Origin of the sequence: Tritonibacter sp. SIMBA_163 (assembly GCF_046535935.1) — a bacterium.
Lineage (GTDB): Bacteria > Pseudomonadota > Alphaproteobacteria > Rhodobacterales > Rhodobacteraceae > Epibacterium > Epibacterium scottomollicae.
Window position 1 is genome coordinate 1 of the sequence record NZ_JAWJBP010000678.1, and the last position, 261, is coordinate 261.

Below are 261 nucleotides of genomic sequence, written 5' to 3' on the forward strand. Positions count from 1 at the left end.
GGAGGCGTGGCATGCGCTGCCAGATAAGACGTCACGACCCGGACGGGACGGAGCGTCTCCAGCGCGCGGGCCGCCCGCAGCATGTTGAGTTCGCCGGTGATCGAGAGCCCATAGCCCGACTTGATCTCGATCGTGGAAACACCCTCCGCGAGCAGCGTGTCCAGTCGAGGCAGGGCAGCCTTCACCAGGCCATCGACCGAGAGCGCGTTCGTGGCCTTCACCGAAGAGACGATACCGCCGCCGGCGCGCGCGACCTCCTCG

Annotated in this window: 1 pseudogene; it reads right to left on the minus strand. The window is 67.8% G+C overall.

What is annotated here, in order from left to right:
- Positions 1-261 (minus strand): annotated as a pseudogene (locus R0J92_RS24030) (imidazolonepropionase); the annotation flags it as partial.